The following is a 21,158-nucleotide window of genomic DNA, read 5'->3' as shown; positions in this document are numbered from 1 at the left end:
CCGCTAATCGAGGAATGCACCGATGACTCGTCTCACCGCGAAAGACTTTGCCCCCGAACTGCTGGAACTCTACGACGGCTACGCCCATGGCAAGCTCAACCGCCGCGAATTTCTCGACCGCGCCGCACTGTTCACCTTTGGCGGCCTCACCGCCTCTGCGCTGCTGGCGGCCCTGAGCCCCAACTACGCGCTGGCCGAACAGGTCAAGTTTACCGACCCGGAGATCATCGCCGACTACATCACCTACCCCTCGCCCAAAGGCAACGGCACGGTGCGCGGCTACCTGGTACGCCCGGCCAAGGCCAGCGGCAAGGTGCCGGCGGTGGTGGTGGTTCACGAAAACCGTGGCCTGAACCCCTACATCGAAGACGTCGCCCGCCGCCTGGCCAAAGCCGGCTTCATCGCCCTGGCGCCAGACGGCCTGACCTCGATGGGCGGCTACCCCGGCAACGATGAAAAAGGCGTGGAACTGCAACAGAAAGTCGACCCCGAAAAACTCATGAACGACTTCTTCGCCGCCATCGAATGGCTGATGCACCACGACAACAGCACCGGCAAAGTCGGGATTACCGGCTTCTGCTATGGCGGCGGCGTGACCAATGCGGCGGCGGTAGCCTATCCGGAGTTGGGCGCGGCGGTGTCGTTCTACGGCAAACAGCCGGAGGCCAAAGATGTGCCGCGCATCAAGGCGCCGATCATGCTGCACTACGGCGAGCTGGATACGCGCATCAACGAAGGTTGGCCGGCGTATGAAAAGGCGTTGAAGGCGGCGGGCACGACGTACGAGGCGTACATCTACAAGGGCGCCAACCACGGGTTTCACAATGACTCAACGCCCCGGTATGACGAGGCGGCGGCGAATCTGGCGTGGGAAAGAACCCTAGGCTGGTTCCACAAATACCTGGCCTAGCCCCGAGCTGAAATGTGGAAGCTGGCTCGCCACAACAAGTCAGCGCTCAGCTTGGAAATAACCCCACTTCTCCTGTCACGACACAGAACCCACGTGGGAGCCGGCTTGCCCGCGAACGCGGTGGGTCAGCGCCCAATCAGCCGGCTGGCACACCGCCTTCGCGAGCAAGCCCGCTCCCACATGGAGTAGTCGCTGTTTTCCAGATTAGTGTTCGAGGGTAGAAATAAGGGACATAAGAGGGACATAAGGGTCAGACCACGGTTAATGCTAGAACCGGGGCCTGACCCCGCCTCTCCCAGCCCAACGCGGGGCAAGCCCGCTCGCCACAACAAGTCAGCGCTCAGCTTGGAAATAACCCCGCTTCTCCTGTCACAACACAGAACCCATGTGGGAGCGGGCTTGCCCGCGAATGCGGTGGGTCAGCGCCCAATCAGCCGGCTGGCACACCGTCTTCGCGAGCAAGCCCGCTCCCACATGGAGTAGTCGCTGTTTTCCAGATCAGTGTTCGAGGGCATACCGCCGGCAATGGTTGAGATAACCCTGCTCATGACTCCCCACCAACTGCACCACACTGGTCCATAACCACGACGGCGCATCCAGCTGTTTGGAGCGGTTTTCCTGCAGCACCGCCATCCACTGCTTGCGCGTGTCACGGTCCATCTGCCGGGCATGGGCGATGCCGACCACGCGGGCCAGGTAACCGGCGGCGTGCATGGCGTCGGTTTCGCTGAGTTCATCCAGTTCCAGCTTCATGTCCTGGGGCAGCAACTCACGGATAAAAAACCCATGGTCGAGAAAACGCGTCGCCAGCATGCGTTCTCCGAGGCCCGGTGACAGCTGACGCGCGCCCTCCACCACCCGCCGCCCATTGTCGCGGGGCATCTTCGCGCGCGGTGTACGCGGTGCAGCCGCGCCAACCGCCTCCTTGATATCGATCAGGCAATATTCCTGATCATCCTTGTCACCAACGCCCAGCAGTGCTGCATAGCGCAGCAAGCCGAGGGAACTGCAGCCCTTGACCCAATAGGCTGAGTCCAGCAGCTCAACCTTGGCGTCTTTGGGCCGGCCTTTGAGCGAGGTGACCAACTGGTGGATTTCATCCGAGGCGCAGAGGGTTTGCAGGGCGCCCTTTTCGGCCCGCGACAAAGCCCAGAAGTGCTTGCCCAGTGGAATCGTCGGCCGCACGTTTTCAATGCGTTCACGCGCCAGGTTTTTCCAGGTGCGCTCCACCGCGCTGCGCATGCCGGCCTTGACCTGGGAGGGACGTGGCGGTGCTTCGTCGGGCTTGTCTTTGAAGGCTTGTTCGTAGCCGCCGATCATCTCTTCGAGCATGCGCGCGGTGGTCACTCCCGGCAGGTCCGAGCCGCGGGCGGCGGTGGCCAACGACAAGGCCAGGCGCACCAGGTCGTGCGCCGGATTGCCGATCACGGTCTGGTCAAGGTCGCGGATGTGCATGTCGATACGGCCCTTGATATCGCCGGTCGGGCCCAGATTGCCTGCGTGGCAGTCGCCGCAAATCCAAATCGCCGGGCCATGCGGCAAGCGACGGCCGGGCTGGCTGTGCAGCCATTCATAAAACTGCACCGTGCTGCCGCGCACATAGGCGTGGGCAGAGCGCGCCATTTTCAAATTGCGCAGTTGCGTGAGGTGGGGCATGCGGTCGGCGGGGCGCGGGGTCTTCATGGATGAACTCAGTGCGGGAGATACAGTAGAGCTTCGCCGCCAAGAGATGTTTCATTTTGTTTCAAGATAGTGGCATTAAGACAGTTTTCCCGGCTGTGCACACACGTCCTGCAGCCACGCCTTGAACGCCAGCATCGCCGAGGTTTCGGCCCGCGACTGCAAGCGCGTCAGCCAATAACTGCCGGTGGTGATGCCGATGCCGAACGGCTGGCGGATCACATCGCTTTCCAGTTGCCGCGAAAACATCATCGCCGGCGCCAGCGCTACACCGATGCCTTGCAGCGCAGCCTCCATCATCGCCAGTGAGGAGTCGAACACAATGCTGCGCGGTATCAGGGTATCGGCGGGCAAACCGGCGGCCTGGAGCCACAGGCTCCACTCATCGGCGCGGTAGGAGCGCAGCAAGGTGTGTTTCAACAAATCGACGGGCGTGCGCAACTGCTCAGCAATGCTTGGCGTACACAGCACGGTCAACGGCGCCGCCAGCAGTTCGCAGGCGTCGGTGCCATGCCAGGCGCCGGCACCAAAGCGGACCGCGTAATCCAGGCCTTCGGCGGCCACGTCGACGCGGTTATTGTGGGTGGACAGGCGCAGGTCGATAAACGGGTAGCGCGCGTGGAAGTCCGGCAAGCGCGGCAGCAACCAGCCCACGGTAAAGGTGCCGACGGCCCCCACCGTGAGCACTTCGCGGTAATGTCCGCCTTCGAACTGGCTGAGGGTCTGGGCAATACGATCAAACGACTCACGCACCACCGGCAGCAACGTTTCGCCTTCACGGGTCAGCATCAAGCCGCGTGGCAGGCGCTTGAACAAGACTACATTGAGTTGGGCCTCCAGGCTTTTGACCTGGTGACTGACCGCCGCCTGGGTCACGCACAGCTCAATGGCCGCGCGAGTAAAACTCAAATGGCGGGCCGACGCCTCGAAGGCACGCAAGGCATTGAGCGGCAAATGGGAACGCAGCATGCTTGACCCCAGATTTTCTAATGGCTGGTGCGAGATATCATCGGTTGTTCGCGATGGGCAAACTGCCTACATTTGCGGCGCCTGCGCAGGCTATCTATTCAATCGATCATTCTCATGGAAGCCACATCATGCCCCAACTGTCTCTGTTTGGAGTGCGTAATTTAACCGCGCTGGCCGTATTGGCGGCGGCCGGCAACTGCTTGGCCGCCACCGACCTGCAGGCCGTGGTAGATGCCAACGTAAAACCGTTGATGCAACAACAGGCCATTCCGGGCCTGGCGGTCGCCGTGGTCCAGGACGGCAAGGTGCAATACTTTAACTACGGCACTGCGTCAAAGGAAGCCAAGCAGCCGGTCAGCGAAAACACCCTGTTTGAAGTCGGCTCGGTGAGTAAAACCTTCACCGCCACCCTCGGCGGTTACGCCCAGGCGACCGGCAAGCTCAAGCTCTCGGACACCGCCAGCCAGCACCTGCCGGCATTGGCCGGCAGCGCCTTCGACAAGATCAGCCTGCTGCAACTGGCAACCTACACTCCCGGCGGCCTGCCCCTGCAATTTCCCGACGCTGACGACAGCGCCGAGGCCATGCTCGGCTACTTTCAGCACTGGAAGCCCACTTACGCACCGGGCGCACAACGCCTGTATTCCAACCCAAGCATCGGACTGTTCGGCTATCTGGCGGCGCAAAGCCTGGGCCAGCCGTTCAACGTGGCCATGGAAAAAACCCTGCTGCCCAAGCTGGGCTTGACCAACACCCACGTCAGCGTGCCCGCCGAAAAATCCGGCTTGTACGCCCAAGGCTACGACAGCAACCAGAAGCCGGTACGCGTCAGCCCCGGCGCGCTGGACAGCGAAGCCTACGGCATCAAGACCAGCGCCCAGGACCTGGCTCACTACGTGATGGTGAACATGCACCCACAAGCCCTGGAAAAACCCCTGCAACAGGCGATTGCCACCACCCACGCGGGCTATTACACCGTGAACGGCATGACCCAGGGCCTGGGCTGGGAACGCTACCCCTACCCGGTCACGCTGCAAGCCTTGCTGGAGGGCAACTCCACGCCTATGGCGATGGAGCCCCACAAGGTCAACTGGCTGACGCCCGCACAGCCGCAACCGGCCAACGTGCTGTACAACAAAACCGGCTCGACCGGCGGTTTCGGGGCGTACGTGGTGTACGTGCCGAGCAAGGACATGGGCGTGGTGATGCTGGCGAACAAGAATTACCCCAACGCTGAACGAGTCAAAGTGGCACACGCGATCTTGAGCGCGATAGATCACTAAGGCCTCGCACACATCAACTGTGGGCGCGGGCTTGCTCGCGAAGGCGCAGTGTCAGTCGGTGAAAGTGTTGCCTGACACACCGCTTTCGCGAGCAAGCCCGCGTCCACATTTTTGACCGTGCTACATCCCCAACCAGTGCGGCAGCGCCAGCGAGATAAACGGCAAGTAAGTCACCATGATCAGGAACACCAGCAAGATCATCAGCCACGGCAATGCCGCGCGGATGGTCTGCCCCAAGGTCAGGCCAGTCACCGCCGAGGTCACGAACAGGTTCAACCCCACGGGCGGGTGCACCAGGCCGATTTCCATATTCACCACCATCACAATCCCCAGGTGAATCGGGTCGATGCCCAACTTCATGGCAATCGGGAAGAAGATCGGCGCCAGGATCAGCACAATGGCCGACGGCTCCATAAAGCTGCCCGCCACCAGCAACACGATATTGACCATGATCAGAAAGCCGATCGGCGTGAGGCCTTCAGAGATCACCCAGGCCGTGATTTCCTGTGGGATCTGTTCAGTGGTCAGCACGTGGGCGAACAGCATGGCGTTGGCGATGATAAACATCAGCATGATCGCCAGGCGCCCGGACTCCAGCAACACCTTGGGGCAGTCACGCAACTTCATGTCCTTGTAGATGAACAAGGCCACGAACGCCGAGTACACCGCCGCCACCGCTGCGGCTTCGGTCGGGGTGAACATGCCGCTGTAAATGCCGCCGAGGATGATCACCAGCAACAGCAAGCCCCAGAAGGCGCGACGCGCGCAGGTCAGCCATTCACGAAAGGTGGCACGCGGTTGAGCCGGCAGCTTCTTGATGCGCGCGACGATGTAGATCGCGACCATCAACATCAAGCCCAGCAGCAAGCCTGGAATGACGCCGGCCATAAACAGCTTGCCCACCGAGGTTTCGGTGGCCGCCGAGTACACCACCATCACTATCGAGGGCGGAATCAGAATGCCCAGGGTGCCGGCATTGCAGATGATCCCCGCGCCGAATTCCTTCGGGTAACCGGAGCGCACCATGCCCGCCACGGCAATCGAACCCACCGCAGCTACCGTCGCCGGCGATGAGCCCGACAGCGCGGCAAACAGCATGCACGCCAACACCGCCGCAATCGCCAGGCCGCCACGGATGTGGCCGACACAGGCGTTGGCAAAGTCGATCAAGCGCTGCGCCACGCCGCCGGTGGTCATGAACGCACCGGACAGCAGGAAGAACGGAATCGCCAGAAAGGTGTAGGCGTCGGAGGTTTCAAACAGCTTGATCGCCAGCGAACTCACCGAGTCCTGGCTGAACATCAAGATCGACACCGCGCCGGACAGCCCGAGGGAAATCGCAATCGGCACGCCCAGGAACATGAACACAAACAACAGCAAAAACAGACAGAGCACGGCCATCAGTGACGCTCCTCATGGCTGCCGGCCAACTTGCTGGCCTCGCCGGCCTCGTCGGCAAGGCCCAACCCGACCTGACGGTGGGTGAAAATGCGGTAGAAAATTTCCAGGTAGCGGATGAACACCAGGGCAAAACCAATCGGCACGATGATCACGATATCGCCGACGTCCACGCCGTATTGGTCGAGGTCTTCGGCGCCGATATGGGCGCTCATCACCGCGCTCACCCACTTGTAGCTGGCGACCATGAACAGCCCCGCGTAGGCCAGGCAGCACAGGCACGCGAGCATGCCGAGCAAGCGTTGCACCGGGCGCCTGGTCAGCTTGACCAGCGCGTCCACGCCAAGGTGGCCGGCAGTGCGCACACCGTAGGAGATGCCGAAGAAAATCAACCAGCCGAACATGGCCTTGGTCAGCGCCACGCTCCAGGTCATGTCCTGGGCCCAGGTCATGGTGTGATCGCCCAGGGCATTGAAGAAATTGCTGCTCCACGCCCACTTGTCCGCCAGGGAAAAGAACAGCGTGTAGATGTTGTTGAGCATGACGTAGACAAATGTCACCAGGGTCATGGCGGCCAGCAGGAAGGCGATAAAACCTTCCTCCAGGTGCTCCCAGACGCGCCTTAGCGTTTGCATGGCAAAACCTCGCGAAGCGGGAATGATGTCGGGGTGGAAACCGGATCAACAGGTGTGAGCGAACCACTGTGGGAGCCGGGCTTGCCCGCGATGGGATCAACCCGGTTCCACAGATCCACCGAGTCGCCTGCATCGCAGGCAAGCCAGCGCCCACATAAAGCCGTTTCCACAGTAGGTTTGGGGGCTCGCCCAACTACTGGTTGGACGCGTCCGCCGCCTTGATCAGGTCAGCGCCAATCTCGCCCTCAAACTTCTGCCACACCGGGCGCATGGCTTCGCGCCAGAGCTGGCGTTGCTCGGGGGTCAGTTCGATGATTTCGCTGGTCTTGGCGTCGATGATCTTGTGCTTGGCCGACTGGTTCAGCGCCTCGGCCTGCTTGTTCACCTCCACAGTGACCTCAAGCATGATCTGGTCCAGGGTGGCGCGGATGTCCGGCGGCAGGCCGTTCCAGAACGTGGCGTTGGTGATCACCATGTAGTCGATCAGGCCGTGGTTGGACTCGGTGAAGTACTTCTGCACCTCGTTGACCTTCTGGCTTTCATAGTTCGACCAGGTGTTCTCGGTGCCGTTGACGGTGCCGGTCTGCAGGCCTTGGTAGACCTCGGCAAAACTCATCTTGCGCGGGTTGGCGCGGATCGCCTTGAACTGCTCCTCAAGCACGCTGGAAGCCTGCACGCGGAACTTCAGGCCACGGGCGTCCTTGGGTTCGTGCAGGGCTTTGTTGGAGGAGAGTTGCTTGAGGCCGTTGTGCCAATACGCCAGGCCGAGGATGTTCTTGTCCTGCATCGAGGTCAGCAGGTCCTTGCCCTGGGCGGCCTGGAAGCGGTCGACGGCGGCCAGGTCGTTGAACAAAAACGGCAGGTCGTAAATCTGCACTTGCTTGGTGTACTGCTCGAACTTGGCCAGGGACGGCGCCAGCATCTGCACGTCGCCCAGCAACAGCGCTTCCATCTCCTTGCCATCGCCGAACAGCGACGAGTTGGGGTACACCTCAACCTTGACGCGGCCCGGCAGGCGCTCTTCGGCGAGCTTCTTGAACAGCAGCGCGCCCTGGCCTTTGGGGGTGTTTTCGGCGACCACGTGGGCGAACTTGATCACAATCGGGTCCGCCGCCTGGGCCAGGCCCGCGGCAAACAAAGTGGCGGCGCACAGCAGCGCCCGAGAAAGCTTGAGCATGGACAATCACCTTCTTATTGTTGTGTTGTAGGGCAAGGTGCCTGATGTCACGTGTGTAGTGAATTTCGAATTTTAGATACCTGCGTTCGGCGTGGGCGAACGCCGATCTTCAGAACAGTGAAGATCAAGTGTGGGAGCTGGCTCGCCTGCGATAGCGGTGTGTCAGGCAGCAGATTTGTTAGCTGAGCCACCGCATTCGCGGGCAAGCCCGCTCCCACATTTTGATTCGGTTTCGTCAGTCAGCGTCGGGCCGCCAGCAACCTCTGTGCGCGCAGCAGCACCGGCGCATCCACCATCTGCCCATCAATTTGATAGGCCCCTGCCCCATGCGCGCCGGCATCCACCACGCGTCTGGCCCACGCCAGGTCTTCAGCACTCGGCGCCAGGGCCGCGTGGATCACCGCAACCTGCTTGGGATGAATACACAACGCGCCGGCAAAGCCCATCTCGTAGGCGTGCCGGATCGAACGCCGTAAACCTTCCGGGTCATCGATAGCCGGGTGCACGCCATCCAGCGGCGCAACCAGCCCTGCCGCACGCGAATGCACGATCAACGCCAGGCGTGCCTGGTCGAGGGCGAACTGTGCGGCCGCGGAATGGCTGCTCAGGTTCAAATCCAGCGCCAGGTCCAGGCCCCCAAACGACAGGCGCTCCACCTGCGGCGCACGAGCGATTTCAGCCACCGCCAACAACCCCCGCGCACTTTCGATAATCGGCCAGATCAGTTTGCCGGTGGCCGCGACCACGGCGACCTGCGCCGCGCTCTCGACCTTGGGCAGCAGCACGCCTGCCACATTTGCATGGGCTTTGCAGAACGCCACGTCCGCAACATGCTCGGCATGCTCCGGCGCGTTGATACGCACCCACACCTGGGCCTGAAGATGGCCTTGCAGAAACGCCCCGAGGTTATCCCGCGCCTGGCGTTTGAGCGGCTCTTCGACCGCGTCTTCAAAATCGACAATCACCGCATCGGCGCCACTGGCCAACGCTTTGGCAAACCGCTCCGGGCGACTGCCGGGCACAAACAAGGCCGAACGAACCAAAGGCTTTGGCATCACTTGAATTCCTTATTAGATAACGCCGCGCGCACGCAAAGTATCGATGGCTTCACCCGAGTAGCCGAGCTGTTCGAGGATGCCCTGGCTGTGCTGCCCCAGCGCCGGTACGGCATCCATACGCGGGCTAAACGCGGCATTGCGCGCCGGTGGCAGCAGCGACGGCAATGGCCCGGCCGGGCTCTGGACTTCGCGCCAGCTGCCTCGCGCCTTGAGCTGCGGGTGGTCCCACACGCCCTGCATGTCGTTGACGCGCGCACTGGCAATCTGCGCGTCTTCCAAACGCTGGATCACCGCCTCGGCGTTCAGCTGCGCGAAGCTGTCGACGATGATCTGGCGCAGCACCTCACGGTTGGCCGAACGCTTGAAGTTGGCCGAGAAACGCGCATCGGTGGCCAATTCAGGCGTGAGCAGCACCTTGTCGCAGAACGCCGCCCATTCGCGCTCGTTCTGCAAACCGAGCATCACCGTGCCGCCGTCGCCGGTGGGAAACGGCCCATACGGGTAAATCGTCGAATGCGCCGCCCCGGCGCGCGGGGGTTGCGGCGCACCTTCGAACGCGTAATACATCGGGTAGCCCATCCACTCCACCAGGCTTTCGAGCATGCTCACGTCGATGCGGCTGCCCTTGCCCGTTTTGCCGCGCAACAGCAGCGCCGAGAGGATGCCGCTGTAGGCGTACATGCCCGCCGAAATATCGGCGATGGAACAACCGGCCTTGGCCATCTGGTCGTCACCGGGGCCGCCGGTCACCGACAGGAAGCCGCCCTCGCTCTGGATCAGCAAGTCATAGGCCTTCTTCTTCTCGTAAGGCCCGCCCTCGCCATAGCCGGAAATATCGCAGACGATCAGCCGCGGGAAACGCGCGTGCAGCGCCTCGAACGACAAGCCCATGCGCGCGGCCGCGCCGGGTGCGAGGTTCTGCACCAGTACGTCGGCGTCGGCCAGCAAGGTGTCGAGGATGGCGCCCGCCTCGTCCTGCTTGAGGTCCAGGGTCAGACTTTCCTTGGAGCGGTTGGTCCACACAAAATGCGAGGCCAGGCCGCGCACGCGCTCGTCGTAGCCGCGGGCAAAATCACCAGCGCCAGGGCGTTCGATCTTGATGACGCGGGCGCCCAAATCGGCCAGTTGCCGCGTGCAGAATGGCGCGGCAATCGCGTGTTCCAGGCTGACGACAGTGATGCCGTCCAGCGGTCGTTGATGAGTCATCACAATTCCTCAAAGCCAGTGGGCCATGGACGCGGCGTTACGCAGGTTCCAGGCCTTATCGATCAGTGCATCCGCCTGGGCCGGCGTGCGGGCGCCGCTGAAGTGGGTCAGGCGCTGGAATTTGTCCGCCAGCGCCTCACGGTTCAAGGTGTTGCCCGGGTCGCCCTTGGGCTCATCGATGGCGCCGTGCAGCGTGCGCCCGTCGGTGGTGGTGACGCTGACACGGCCCAGCCAGCGTTGCGGGTAGGCGCCGTCCACTTCTGGGTCCAGCGTCATGCTGACCTTGTCGCGAAAGCTCGCAACGGCGGGATCGGTCAGCGCCAGGTGGTGAAACTCGGTGAGCCCGGCCTTGCCATGCACGGCGATCAGGCCGAGCACCGTGCCCATGGAGAACTTGGCCTGGTGCACGGTCGTGGGTACTGCCACGCGGCCCAGTACATCAATGGCGCCCTGATGCACACGGGTTTCCACGCGCGCAATGTGATCGGCGCCCAGCCCTTCGCGCTGCATCAAATCCAACAGCGCATCGGCGGCAGGATGGGTGTGGCGGCACGAGGCGTGAAACTTGAACGAGGTTTCCAGCAGCGCCCAGCGCGTGCCCAGGCCGGCCGACAATTGGCTCGGCTGCGCATCACTGGACATGCCCGCGGCCAACCCTTGGTCGCCTTCAAGAATATTGCGCGCGCCGGTCAGGCCGTCCGCGGTCAGGTACGCGGCGAGCAAACCATCGGCGGCAGCCTTGGCGGTGTGCAGTTGCTTGGAGTCGGCAGCGTCACGCAGGAATTCCCACAGCCCCGCGGCCTGAGTACCAGCGCTGCCGAGCAGATTGATGAATTGTTCTTCGTTGAAATCCAGCAGCTTGCCCACCGCAACGGCCGCCGCCAGGGTGCCGACAGTCGCCGTGGTGTGGAAGATGCGGTAGTGAGAACGCCCCATGAATTCGCCGATGCGAATCCCGGCCTCATAACCGGCCACCGACGCCAGCAGCAACTCGCGACCGGACTTGCCGAGGTCTTGCGCGGCGGCCAAGGCTGCTGGAAACACCACCGTGGCCGGGTGCAGCACCGAGCTGTTGTGCAGGTCATCCTGCTCCACCAGATGGGACGAAGCGCCGTTTACCAGCGCGGCGAAATACGCGCTGCTGCTGGCGCCACTGACGATAATCTGCGCCGGGCCGCTGCTCGGGCCCATCTCGTGCGCATAGCGCTCGAACAAAGGAATCGGGTGCGCGCCCTTGCTCGCCAATGCGCAGGCGAGCCAATCCAGGTACAGGTCTTCGGTGCGCGCCAGCACGTTTTCGGGCAACTGTTCGTAGTTCAACTCGGCGAGGAACCGACACAGGGCTTGGGTATGGCTCATGGTCAGGCCCTCAGAAACTGCGTGGCAGTTCGAGCAAATGCTCGGCCACGTAAGACAGGATCAGGTTGGTGGAAATCGGTGCCACCTGGTACAGGCGGGTTTCGCGAAATTTGCGTTCCACGTCGTACTCGCAGGCAAACCCGAAACCGCCGTGGGTTTGCAGACAGGCGTTGGCCGCTTCCCACGACGCCTTGGCTGCCAGGTACTTGGCCATGTTGGCGCTGGCCCCGGCATTCTGGCCGCTGTCGTACTCCTCGCACGCGCGCCAGCGCATCAGGTCCGCTGCCTCAATCTCGATGTGCGCTTCGGCAATCGGGAACTGCACGCCCTGGTTCTGCCCGATAGGTCGGCCAAATACCACGCGGTCGCGGGCATAAGCGCTGGCCTTTTCGATAAACCAGCGGCCGTCGCCGATGCATTCGGCGGCAATCAGCGTGCGCTCGGCATTCAGGCCGTCGAGGATGTATTTGAAGCCCTTGCCCTCCTCGCCGATCAGGCTGTCGAGCGGCAGCTCCAGGTTGTCGAAGAACAGCTCGTTGGTTTCGTGGTTGACCATGTTGGCGATGGGCTGCACGGTCAGGCCGTTGCCGATGGCTTCGCGCAGGTCCACCAGGAAGATCGACATGCCCTCGGATTTTTTCTTCACCTCAGCCAGTGGCGTGGTGCGCGCCAGCAGGATCATCAGGTCGGAATGCTGCACCCGCGAGATCCAGACTTTCTGGCCGTTGATCACGTATTTGTCGCCGCGCTGAATCGCGGTGGTCTTGATCTTGGTGGTGTCGGTGCCGGTGGTGGGCTCGGTGACACCCATCGATTGCAGACGCAGTTCGCCGCTGGCGAGCTTGGGCAGGTAGAAGCTTTTCTGTGCGTCGCTGCCATGGCGCAGCAAGGTGAACATGTTGTACATCTGGCCGTGAACCGTGCCGGAATTGCCGCCGCAGCGGTTCACTTCTTCAAGAATCACCGAGGCTTCGGCCAGGCCCAGGCCGGAGCCGCCGTATTCTTCCGGGATCATCGCCGACAGCCAGCCGGCGTCGGTCAGGGCTTTGACGAAGGCTTCGGGGAAGCCTTTTTGTTCGTCGATCCTGCGCCAGTAAGCGGTATCGAATTCGGCGCACAGGGCGCGCACGCCTTCGCGGATGGCATTGAGTTCTTCGTTGTCATTAGGGTTCATTAACGGCTCTCCGCCTGTTGTTCTGGTTTTATTCGAAATGCAGTTCGGCTGTTTGCGCCACGCCCTCGGCATTGCCGGCCCACAACTGCGCCACGCCGGGTGCCGTCACGCGCCCGCTCAGTGCAAACGGCTGCGGCGCGATCAAAGGGCGCACGCCGCGATAGGCAAACCGGCGCAGGGTGGCTTCGGGATGGGCACGGCAAAACGCGCGCAGGCTCAAGGTGGCGATCAACGGCCCGTGCACCACCAGGCCCGAATAGCCTTCGGTGCCGGTAACGTAGGGGTAGTCGTAATGGATGCGGTGGCCGTTGAAGGTCACGGCGCTGTAACGAAACAGCAGGGTTGGCGTGGGGTCGACAGTCTCCTGCCATTGACCCTGGGCCAGTGCCTCGCCGCTGCCCTGCTTGGGCGGCGTGGGTTCGCGGTAGACAATGTCCTGTTCTTCGCGAATCGCCAGGCGGCCGCCCTGGGAATAGTCATGGCGCACGGTGACAAACAGCAGCGAGCCGGTGCGGCCGGTCTTTTCTTCGACGTGGGTGATGGTCGATTCGCGGGTGGCCGCCTCACCGGCGCGCAAGGCCTGCAGGAACTCGATGCGCCCACCGGCCCACATGCGATTGCGGTTATCCGCCGGCGGCAGGAAGCCGCCACGCGCTGGATGGCCGTCGGTGCCCAGCGCCGATTCCGGCAGTGGGTCTTGAAAGAAGCACCACTGCCACAACGGTGGAACGGCCTCGCCCTCCTGAGGCACCGCTTCGCCGAAGGTCGCGGCGATGCGCTTGAGCAGGTTGTGGCTCAGGTGGTCGTGGGCGGTTTCACTTCGGCCGATCCAATCGGTGGCGCTCATGGGGTAAAAATCCTCGGGCAGTGGCTGTCTGCCCCGGATCATGCAAGCGCCTGCCCGTTCTGAGAATTTGCATTTCAATAAACCAGCGTTCGGTTATGCTGAACGCCGACTCACCGATGCACACCCTATATCCCTGTGGGAGCTGGCTTGCCTGCGATGGCGGTGTGTCAGCTAGCACATGCATTGCCTGCTCCACCGCTATCGCAGGCAAGCCAGCTCCCACAGTTGATCTTCCCCGTTGCCGAATAGGTGTTCTGCATGCACTTCGATCTCGCTGACCTGCGCCTGTTTATCCATATCGCCGAATCCCCCAGCCTGACCCAAGGCGCCAAGCGCGCGTTTCTCTCGCCGGCCGCCGCCAGTGCGCGGATCAAGGCGCTGGAAGGCCAACTCGACACGCGACTGCTGTACCGCGACAGTCGGGGCGTGGAAATCACCCCGGCGGGCGAACGTTTGCTGCACCATGCGCGGCTGATCATGCGCCAGGTGGATTACCTGAAAAGCGAGTTCACCCAATACGGCGTGGATTCGGCCGGGCACATCCGCATCTTCGCCAACACCACGGCGGTCACCGAGTTTTTGCCGGAGGTGTTGGCGGGCTTCCTGTCCCAGCGCCCTGGCGTGACTGTCGACCTGCAGGAGCGCCTGTCGCGCGACATCGTGCGTGGCGTGCTCGATGGCACCAGCGACATGGGCATCATCGCCGGGCCGGTTGAAGCAGCGGGGTTGCAAGTGCTGCACTTCAGCACCGATGAACTGGTGCTGATGGTGCCCGTGGGTCATCCGTTGGCCGACCAGCCTTCAGTGACGCTGGACCAAACCCTCGCCTACCAACATATCGGCCTGCACGAAGGCAGCACGCTGTTGAGCTTTTTGCGTGAACACGTGGAGCGTCTCGGCAAACATTTGTCGTTGCGTATCCAAGTGTCGAGCTTCGAGGCGATCTGCCGGATGGTCGAGGCCGGCGTGGGCATCGGCATCATCCCCGAGTCGGCCGCTGTGCGGCACAGCCGGACCATGCAGTTGGTGGCGGTGAAACTCGATGAGCCGTGGGCGATTCGCGAGCGCAGTATTCTGGTGCGCGAACTGGAAGCCCTGCCCGGCACCATTCGGGCGCTGATTGCCACCCTGATGCCGGACCCACTCAGTGCAGGCTGATGTTGCGCTGGCTGGCGGTATCGATATTGATATGGCTCAGTCGGCCCTGCCCGTCGAACAGCAACAAATCAGACCCCAGGCGGCGAAGCTGGGCCGGCGATTGCGGCCAGTGCAACGTGACGCAAAGCCGATCGCTGGTACGGTGGATCACGTGCCAGCAGGTGTCGTGCTCCTCAACCCGATAACTGATCAGCAACCAGTCCTCAAATAGAAACGGGCTGACGGACTCATCCCATTCCTCGTCCGGCAAGTTGCCAGGCAGCCTGTAGCCCTTTCTAACCCCGTGCTGCTTAAGGACCAGAATGGGTGTGCCATCGTCGTGCTTGATCCGATACTGCGCCGATTCAGCGGTGGCACTGGGAACCTGGAAGTCCGTCGCCACAATGTCAAACGCGCTTTCGCGGCTGACCAGGCGCCGCTCCGGCAGACGATAATGCCACAGCATCAGGCACCCACCCGGCGCTGACAACCACAGGTATTCGTTGTGTTCATCGACCTTGATGGCCCGCACCGACTCCGGCAGATCACTCACATGCCAGAGCGTTTCAAAGCCACGATCAACATCCACCACGCGCAACTGCGGGCCTTTGCCGATGGTCCAGCGGCTGCCATCAAACGCGTTTGCAAAGACATCCATGGCCAGTACACCGAGGTCTTTGGCGACACGATTGACCAGGTCCAGTTTGCTCACGCGCCATACATTCCCCCGCCAGATCAGCACCAACGCGACCTGTCGGCTATGGGCAATCACGATCTTCTGCGCCGGCACCGCAAAGTGAAACAACGCTGCGCCCGCCGCATCCACTACCATCACCCCCGCCTCGCCCAGCGCCACCAGGTAACGCTCATCCTCCAGCGGCGCCGCGTCGAAAATCGGCCGGCTGCCGGCGGCCGGTGCAGACCACTCGCGGAGTACACCCAAACGCTCCAGCGAGACCACAGGCGTGCGCTTCAGCGCCTGGCCCGGCAAGTCTGCCTGAAGCGCTTTGTCGCGACTCATCTTGACCAGCGCTTGTAGCTGGTTATGGGTCAGTTGGCCCTGATCGCTGAATTGATCGGCCAGAATCGCGTGCACGGTGGCACCGGCCAGCCAGGCCAGGGCGGTGGTGTTGGCCTTGTGCAGCAATAAGGCTTGCGCCAGGGCGGCGCGTTCGCTGGCGCGTGCGGGGTCGTCACGCAATTGCTCGACCCACGGCCCGTAAGCGTGCAGCGTTTCGGGCAACAGGATCGCGCGTTTAACCAGCGCCTCAATGCCCAAGCGCCCGCCGGCCGCCTCGGCGTTAAGCAGCCATTGCGCAGCGCGTGGGCGTTCAGCCGGCAGGCTCCAGATCACATCGACGGCTTGCAGCCACAGGCCTTTGGCGATCAACGACTCGGCCCATTCCAGGCGCAAGCGGTCGGCGGCTTCCGGCGACTTGGCCTGGAGCATCACCACGGCGTCGGCGAACGCGTTGTCGCGCCGCGCCACCAGCACGGCGCGCTGCCACTGCTCTGCCAGGCACAGCAGGCGCACGATCACCGCGGGCGGCATGTCCCAGGCCAGAGCCAGGTCGGCGGCCTGCTGATAGCGCGCGTGTTTCTCCAGGTAATCGAGGGCTTGCTGGTGCTCTTTGAGCAATTCGGCGAGTACAAACACCGCTTCCTCGATACGACCAGCACGGTCCAGGCGCTCAAAGGTCTGGCGATACACCTGGCGCAAGTGCTCGGTCAAGTCGTCTTCGAACAGCATCGAGCGCGCCGGGCCATGCTGCTGGCTGAGGCTCAAGTCCTCGCGACGCTGGGGCGTACCAAAGCTCTGTTCACCGCTGGAGGCACCACCGTTCAAGGGGATGGCGTGACGCAAGGCTTCTTCGAAATTGCCGTCTTCGAACATCTCCAACATGCGCTGCATGTAGGCGGCCTGGCGTTTGCCATACAGCTTGGAGAGCTGGGAATGCTGGGTCAGCCGGGTCAACAGGCGGCGCCACGCAGCAGGTTTGTGCCTGCGCGGGGTGGCACGCGCAGCGATGCCTGGGTTAGCGGGTGCGCGGGCCACCGGCCTGGGCGCCGCTTTGGCGGGTGCCGAGGCGCCACGGTGCAGGAAGCGGTTCAACCCGAACAGCAGCGCGGTGATCACCACCATCCAGATCAGCGCGCCCAGGAGCGTGCCGCCGAGGGACTGTGTGTGGGTGGCCAACATGGCGGCGGGCTCGCTCTGGCCGAAGAGGCGGACCAGCCCACCCAGCAGGAGCAAGCCGATCACGATTTTCAGCACCGGGGAAGAGACTTCGCGGGCGCCGTTTGCGTTGTTTTGCGCAGACGCCGCGCTGGCGCCCGGCCCTTTACTCGGCGGGTGACGCGGGCGCTCCAGCAGCGCTTGCATGATTGCTTCGCGCTCCGGGCTGACGGGCTCCAGTGGCCCGCCGAGGATTTCACGCAGGTCGGTGACCACCGCTTCCGGCAGCGTTGCCGGCAACGGGGTATGGCAGTCAAAGGTGTCAAGCAGCGTGTAGGTGCTGATGTCGAGCCACAGCCCGGGCTTCAGCACCTGTGCATCGCGCAACTGCAGGGCGTGGACATGACTGCCGCGCACCAGCCACAGGTCGGCAACGGGCAGCCCGCGCAACTCCTCCGGGTGCAGCGCGGCAGATGACAAGCCCCGGCCCTGGCGGATCAGCGGCCAGCCGAGCAGGCTTTCGCAATGCACCGGGCAAGGTCTGTGGAACTGCAACAAGTCGCCGTCGGCAAAGCGATAGGCACGCGCGTCGGTTTGCCAATAGTCGAGGATCAAGCGCCTGCGCTCGCCTTCGTCAAAACGCTCGGCGGCAAACCATAGGCCGTCAATCTGTTGGTGCCCGGTGAGTACCGGGCGGCGAATCAGCAGCTGTTCTGGCTCAAGCATTGGCAGCGTCCTGGGTGAGCTGCGGTGCCTGGTTGCACATCACTTGCAAGCGCATGGCGCGCTCGCCAACCGAGTAAACCAGTAATTCGCGGTCAGTGGTCAGTACGGCGATCAAGCCGCTCATGGGGCAAAAGCTCGCGCGGGCAATCGGCGCCGAGGTGGTGAACAACGTGCGCTGTTGCCCCTCGGCGTACAGCCCGACGCTGTGCTGGTTCGGCCCCAGCAGCACCAGTGAGTAACGCGACCGTTGGGCGTACGTGTAGTGCAGGCCGATGGCTTTCCAGCCGGGCGCCAAGTCGATCTGTTCGTGTTTGGTCGGAAAACTTTCATGGGTCACCAGGCGCCAACTCTGGTGGCCGCCCTCGGTGGTCAGCAGCGCGCAACCGCCGCAGTACTGGCGCCAGTAAAAGTTGGCGGCCAGCAACACCTGGCTGACGCCCGCTGCCGAGCCGACCGCATGACCATTGGTACGTAAACCGTCAGCAGACCCGGAATACGCGACGATCTGCCCGCCTTCGCTGCGCGCATAAGCGATGGTCAAGGGGTCGACCTGCACCAGGCTCATCACGTCATCCGCCACCCGGCAGAGTTCACGCGACTTCCAGTAGGCAAGCCGCCCCTGGCTGTCGAGCAAGTACACGCGCACGGAGTTCTGACTGTGCAGCCACACGCTCGGCAGGAACGTCGCAGTGCCCGGTGGCAGTTGCAGCTGTTCACGGTTGGGTTTGTCGACGGTGGGCATACCGGGGATGTTCCAGAACGTCAGGCTGTCGTTATCACTCAACACGGCCCCGAGGCTGCGGTGGTGAAAGGTGGTGCTCAAGACGCGCTGATGTTTGCCCCACAGACGGCGTCGAACCTCCAGGGACTTTTTCTGGTTCTTGTGCGGCAGCTTGATCACCACCATGCCCGGCTCATCGAGCATGCGCAGCGCCACATAGTTGCCGGCGCTGGAGATTACCGGCGGCAAGGTCAAGGCGACGCGTGGCACCGCACGTGCGAGCTTCGACGGCGTCGCCTGGCCTTCATCGTCGAACTGGCCTTTGAGCAGTTGCACCGCGCGCCCTTCATCCGGCATAGGTAACAGCACGCGCCGCACCGATCCGGCCTGCAATTCGAAGGACAGACTTTGGCCATCCAGGCTTCGCTGCACCTGCACCCGGTGTGTACAGGTCTTGCTCGTGTCCTTGGGCAAGCGCTGCCCGACGGTCCAGCATTCACCCAGCGTCTCACCCTGCGCGGCCAGCCATTCCTGCCAGGCGTGCCAGTGCGCCGGGGCGACACTTTCGTAGGTGCGCGCCTTGAGCAGCCGTTTGAGCTGCCCCGCGCTATCGAACGCATGCAGCACCGGCGCGCCTTGCAGGATGCCCCAACGCAACTGTGCGCCCGCCTCCTCGGCACGCCGGGCCAGCAGCATCAGCAAGGCGATATGCACCAGCCGCGCGGCGCCCCACTGCAACGGGCCGGCGTCGAACAGCACGACAATCAGGCGGTTGGCTTCACGGGCGCGGTATTGCGGCGCCAGGAACATATGCTCGCCGCCGACAGCCCGGCGCATAAACTCATCCGGCACTTCATCGGCCAGCAGCCATTCGCTGGAAAGCAGGCGCTCGTAAGGCCCACGGCGTTGCAGATCACCCACGCCATCCGGCTCCGGCACCCCGCCTTGCTGCCGACCGCGCAGTGGCCCGAGCACCGGGTTGAGGCGCCCCAGCAAGTCGGCGAACAGCGGTAGATGCTGCGGCGCAAACCACTCCAGCCACTGGCGCCAGGGTTGCAGGGCTTCAGGCAGTTGCATGGCGGGCTCCCCACTGCGTCGCGATGCGCTGAAGGTGTTCAACCGTCACCGGCAACAGGCGATCCAACGGCACGACGGCTTGCGGTTCGCGCCATAACAGCAAGGGCGAGCGCTTGAACCGTGCCGACAGCGTTTGGCCGAGCACGTCCACCGGCGCTGTCGGCTCCCAACTGGTGGGCAGCCACAGCCCCGGCGCACCGGGGTGCACTGCGGCGTAGGCCACGCCGTCGACCCACGGTAAATCCGCCGCCGCCCCGGTGACCACCAATACATTGCCATTGGCGGTAGCGTGCAAGCGCGCCGCCTGTTCATCGGCGAGCAGCCGCAAGCGCGCATGCAAGCGGCGCGCGGCGTCGCCCCAGGCAACGGCGGCTTGAGGGTCGGCCGGCACCTGCCTCGGGCGCCAGCTCCAGGCGTAGTGGTCGGCACTCATGGCGTCAGCATTCGGGACAGTTGCCCGCGTACCTGCTGCAAGGGTTCCGGCATGGTCTCGCTATTGAAGTTGGCGTCGATCTCGCGCAGCAGCCCTTCGAGCGCCGGGCTGCCGGGCGGCTCGCTGCGGGCCAGGTAGTCTTGGGCCGTTTCGAGCAAGCGATTCAAGCGCGACATCGGCTGCAAGGTGGCCTCTTCGACCGCGCTGAACAAATGGCTGTTGCTGGACGCGGCAAACAGGTCGCGCAGTACCTCGCGGCCATGCTGCTGAGCCTCTTTGGTCGGCAGCACATACAGCAGCGGCCACAGGTCAGCGTCGCTGGCTTGCAGCCGCCCGCCCAGCAGCGCGGCAGCCGCGATCAGCCGTTGGGACTTGACGATACGGCGGTCCGACAACGGGATGCCGGCTTCGCGCAGGCGCCGAATCGCCTGGGCCAGGGCCGGACGCACGGCGCCCAGGTCGACGTTTTTCAGGGCCTGGCTGAGCGTGTCCAACTGCGCCAACCCGAGCAACTGTTGCACGGGCCGCTGTTCCGACTGCCAACCGCCCGCCAGCATGGCTTCCAGTTGATTGTCCGGCACCGACTCGACGAACAGGTGCAACAGGAAGCGGTCGCCAAATGCCGCCAGCGCTTCATCGTCCGGCAAGCCGTTGGCCGCGCCGACGCACACCCGCAGCGGGCATTGGATTTGGGTATGGCCACGGCGAAAGCGGCGTTCGTTGAGCACGCCCAGCAAGGTATTGAGGATGGCGGTGGAGCCCAGGAAGACTTCATCGAGAAACACGATATCGGCTTCCGGCAGCATGCCGCTGACGTCGGTTTCCACCGTGCCTTCACGCAGTTTCTTCAGGTCCACGGCACCGAAAAGCTCCGACGGCTCAGTGAAGCGCCCCAGCAGGTACTCGAAGTAACGCCCGCCCATGGACTGCGCCACTCGGCGTACCACGGCGCTCTTGGCCGTGCCGGGCGGGCCGATGACCAGAATGTGCTCCTGGGCGACCGCCGCCAGCACAATCAGCTCGGCCAACTGCTCGCGCCCGACCAAGCCTTCGGTCGCCGTGCGCACAGCGTGGCGGATTTGCGTGGCAGCGCTTTGCAACTGAGCAATCATGGGTGTCTTCCCTGAAACCAAAGCGGGGAATCTTGCCTGAGGCTAAGGTATTAGCAAAGCGTTGTTACAACCTGCCTTGA

At 63.2% G+C, this 21,158-nt stretch carries 17 protein-coding genes; 3 read left to right on the top strand and 14 right to left on the bottom strand.

Annotated features, from left to right (window positions below):
- The first annotated feature begins 22 nt into the window (after positions 1 to 22).
- The gene (gene yghX / locus AC19YS_RS30655) at positions 23 to 910 is read left to right on the top strand and encodes a YghX family hydrolase (protein WP_106578985.1); all 888 of its coding nucleotides are present in this window, start codon (positions 23 to 25) and stop codon (positions 908 to 910) included.
- A 498-nt stretch (positions 911 to 1,408) separates the two neighbouring features.
- Here the strand turns inward: yghX and AC19YS_RS30650 are convergent, their stop codons facing one another.
- Complete coding sequence (locus AC19YS_RS30650) at positions 1,409 to 2,593, bottom strand: DUF2252 domain-containing protein (protein WP_106578984.1); 1,185 nt, start codon at positions 2,591 to 2,593, stop codon at positions 1,409 to 1,411.
- 75 nt (positions 2,594 to 2,668) lie between these two features.
- Positions 2,669 to 3,559, bottom strand: a complete 891-nt coding sequence (locus AC19YS_RS30645; protein ID WP_200625539.1) for a LysR family transcriptional regulator — start codon at positions 3,557 to 3,559, stop codon at positions 2,669 to 2,671.
- A 128-nt stretch (positions 3,560 to 3,687) separates the two neighbouring features.
- Between AC19YS_RS30645 and ampC the strand changes: the two genes are divergently transcribed.
- Entirely contained in the window at positions 3,688 to 4,842 is a 1,155-nt protein-coding gene (ampC, locus tag AC19YS_RS30640) for a class C beta-lactamase (protein WP_500603457.1), read from the top strand.
- Between the two features lie 120 nt (positions 4,843 to 4,962).
- Here the strand turns inward: ampC and dctM are convergent, their stop codons facing one another.
- From dctM to AC19YS_RS30600, 8 genes are all read right to left on the bottom strand, one after another.
- Positions 4,963 to 6,243 carry a C4-dicarboxylate TRAP transporter large permease protein DctM gene (gene dctM, locus AC19YS_RS30635; RefSeq protein ID WP_106578981.1) on the bottom strand — a complete coding sequence of 427 codons (1,281 nt, stop codon included), beginning with the start codon at positions 6,241 to 6,243 and terminating at the stop codon, positions 4,963 to 4,965.
- A complete protein-coding gene (locus AC19YS_RS30630; RefSeq protein WP_169366918.1) occupies positions 6,243 to 6,875 on the bottom strand; it encodes a TRAP transporter small permease in 633 nt (210 codons plus the stop codon). The genes dctM and AC19YS_RS30630 overlap by 1 nt, the downstream gene beginning before the upstream one ends.
- Positions 6,876 to 7,068: 193 nt before the next feature.
- The gene (locus tag AC19YS_RS30625; protein ID WP_500603455.1) at positions 7,069 to 8,052 is read right to left on the bottom strand and encodes a TRAP transporter substrate-binding protein; all 984 of its coding nucleotides are present in this window, start codon (positions 8,050 to 8,052) and stop codon (positions 7,069 to 7,071) included.
- Positions 8,053 to 8,291: 239 nt separating this feature from the next.
- Entirely contained in the window at positions 8,292 to 9,107 is an 816-nt protein-coding gene (locus AC19YS_RS30620) for an HpcH/HpaI aldolase/citrate lyase family protein (RefSeq protein WP_500603453.1), read from the bottom strand.
- Between the two features lie 15 nt (positions 9,108 to 9,122).
- Entirely contained in the window at positions 9,123 to 10,316 is a 1,194-nt protein-coding gene (locus AC19YS_RS30615) for a CaiB/BaiF CoA transferase family protein (protein ID WP_500603452.1), read from the bottom strand.
- A gap of 9 nt (positions 10,317 to 10,325) precedes the next feature.
- Positions 10,326 to 11,675 carry an MmgE/PrpD family protein gene (locus AC19YS_RS30610; protein ID WP_500603450.1) on the bottom strand — a complete coding sequence of 450 codons (1,350 nt, stop codon included), beginning with the start codon at positions 11,673 to 11,675 and terminating at the stop codon, positions 10,326 to 10,328.
- A 10-nt stretch (positions 11,676 to 11,685) separates the two neighbouring features.
- Positions 11,686 to 12,849 (bottom strand): acyl-CoA dehydrogenase family protein, encoded by a 1,164-nt coding sequence (locus AC19YS_RS30605; protein ID WP_500603448.1) that lies wholly within the window; start codon positions 12,847 to 12,849, stop codon positions 11,686 to 11,688.
- Between the two features lie 28 nt (positions 12,850 to 12,877).
- Positions 12,878 to 13,696: an HTD2 family dehydratase gene (locus AC19YS_RS30600; RefSeq protein ID WP_106578974.1), complete on the bottom strand. Its 819-nt coding sequence runs from the start codon at positions 13,694 to 13,696 to the stop codon at positions 12,878 to 12,880.
- Positions 13,697 to 13,954: 258 nt separating this feature from the next.
- Between AC19YS_RS30600 and AC19YS_RS30595 the strand changes: the two genes are divergently transcribed.
- Complete coding sequence (locus tag AC19YS_RS30595; protein WP_159956078.1) at positions 13,955 to 14,854, top strand: LysR family transcriptional regulator; 900 nt, start codon at positions 13,955 to 13,957, stop codon at positions 14,852 to 14,854.
- Here AC19YS_RS30595 and AC19YS_RS30590 read toward each other — a convergent pair.
- The 4 genes from AC19YS_RS30590 to AC19YS_RS30575 are packed head-to-tail and all read right to left on the bottom strand — an operon-like array spanning position 14,841 to position 21,078.
- A complete protein-coding gene (locus AC19YS_RS30590) occupies positions 14,841 to 17,735 on the bottom strand; it encodes a bpX6 domain-containing protein (RefSeq protein ID WP_119739986.1) in 2,895 nt (964 codons plus the stop codon). The genes AC19YS_RS30595 and AC19YS_RS30590 overlap by 14 nt on opposite strands.
- Positions 17,728 to 19,533 (bottom strand): hypothetical protein, encoded by a 1,806-nt coding sequence (locus AC19YS_RS30585; protein WP_119739984.1) that lies wholly within the window; start codon positions 19,531 to 19,533, stop codon positions 17,728 to 17,730. Before AC19YS_RS30585 ends, AC19YS_RS30590 begins: the two co-directional genes overlap by 8 nt.
- Complete coding sequence (locus AC19YS_RS30580; protein ID WP_119739982.1) at positions 19,520 to 19,966, bottom strand: bpX5 domain-containing protein; 447 nt, start codon at positions 19,964 to 19,966, stop codon at positions 19,520 to 19,522. The genes AC19YS_RS30585 and AC19YS_RS30580 overlap by 14 nt, the downstream gene beginning before the upstream one ends.
- Positions 19,963 to 21,078 (bottom strand): AAA family ATPase, encoded by a 1,116-nt coding sequence (locus AC19YS_RS30575; protein ID WP_119739980.1) that lies wholly within the window; start codon positions 21,076 to 21,078, stop codon positions 19,963 to 19,965. Before AC19YS_RS30575 ends, AC19YS_RS30580 begins: the two co-directional genes overlap by 4 nt.
- Positions 21,079 to 21,158: the final 80 nt, after the last annotated feature.

This window comes from Pseudomonas sp. MF08831 (assembly GCF_059862645.1).
This window is presented reverse-complemented; position numbering and strand designations above follow the sequence as displayed.